Genomic DNA, 347 nt, shown 5'->3' with positions numbered 1-347 from the left:
GGAGCTGATGTTCATCGACTTCATGGGCGTGTGCTTCGACCAGATCTTCAATCAGGCCGCCAAATTCCGCTACATGTTCGGCGGCAAGGCCGTCACGCCGGTGGTGATCCGCGCGATGTACGGCGCCGGCCTGCGCGCGGCCGCGCAGCATTCGCAGATGCTCACGTCGCTGTTTACGCACATCCCGGGGCTGAAGGTCGTGTGCCCGTCGACGCCGTATGACGCGAAGGGGCTGCTGATCCAGGCGATCCGCGACGACGATCCCGTGATCTTCCTCGAACACAAGCTGCTCTACACGCGGGAAGGCGACGTACCTGAGGAATCCTATGCGATTCCGTTCGGCGAGG

Annotated in this window: 1 pseudogene; it reads left to right on the top strand. The window is 62.8% G+C overall.

Annotation, left to right across the window (positions count from 1 at the left end):
- Positions 1-347: pseudogene (locus SB725_RS30395) on the top strand (alpha-ketoacid dehydrogenase subunit beta); the annotation flags it as partial.

Origin of the sequence: Pseudomonas sp. SIMBA_041 (assembly GCF_046535095.1) — a bacterium.
GTDB classification, from domain to species: domain Bacteria; phylum Pseudomonadota; class Gammaproteobacteria; order Pseudomonadales; family Pseudomonadaceae; genus Aquipseudomonas; species Aquipseudomonas mucoides.
Note: the sequence above shows the minus strand (reverse complement) of the source record. Positions and strands in the feature narration are given on the sequence as shown.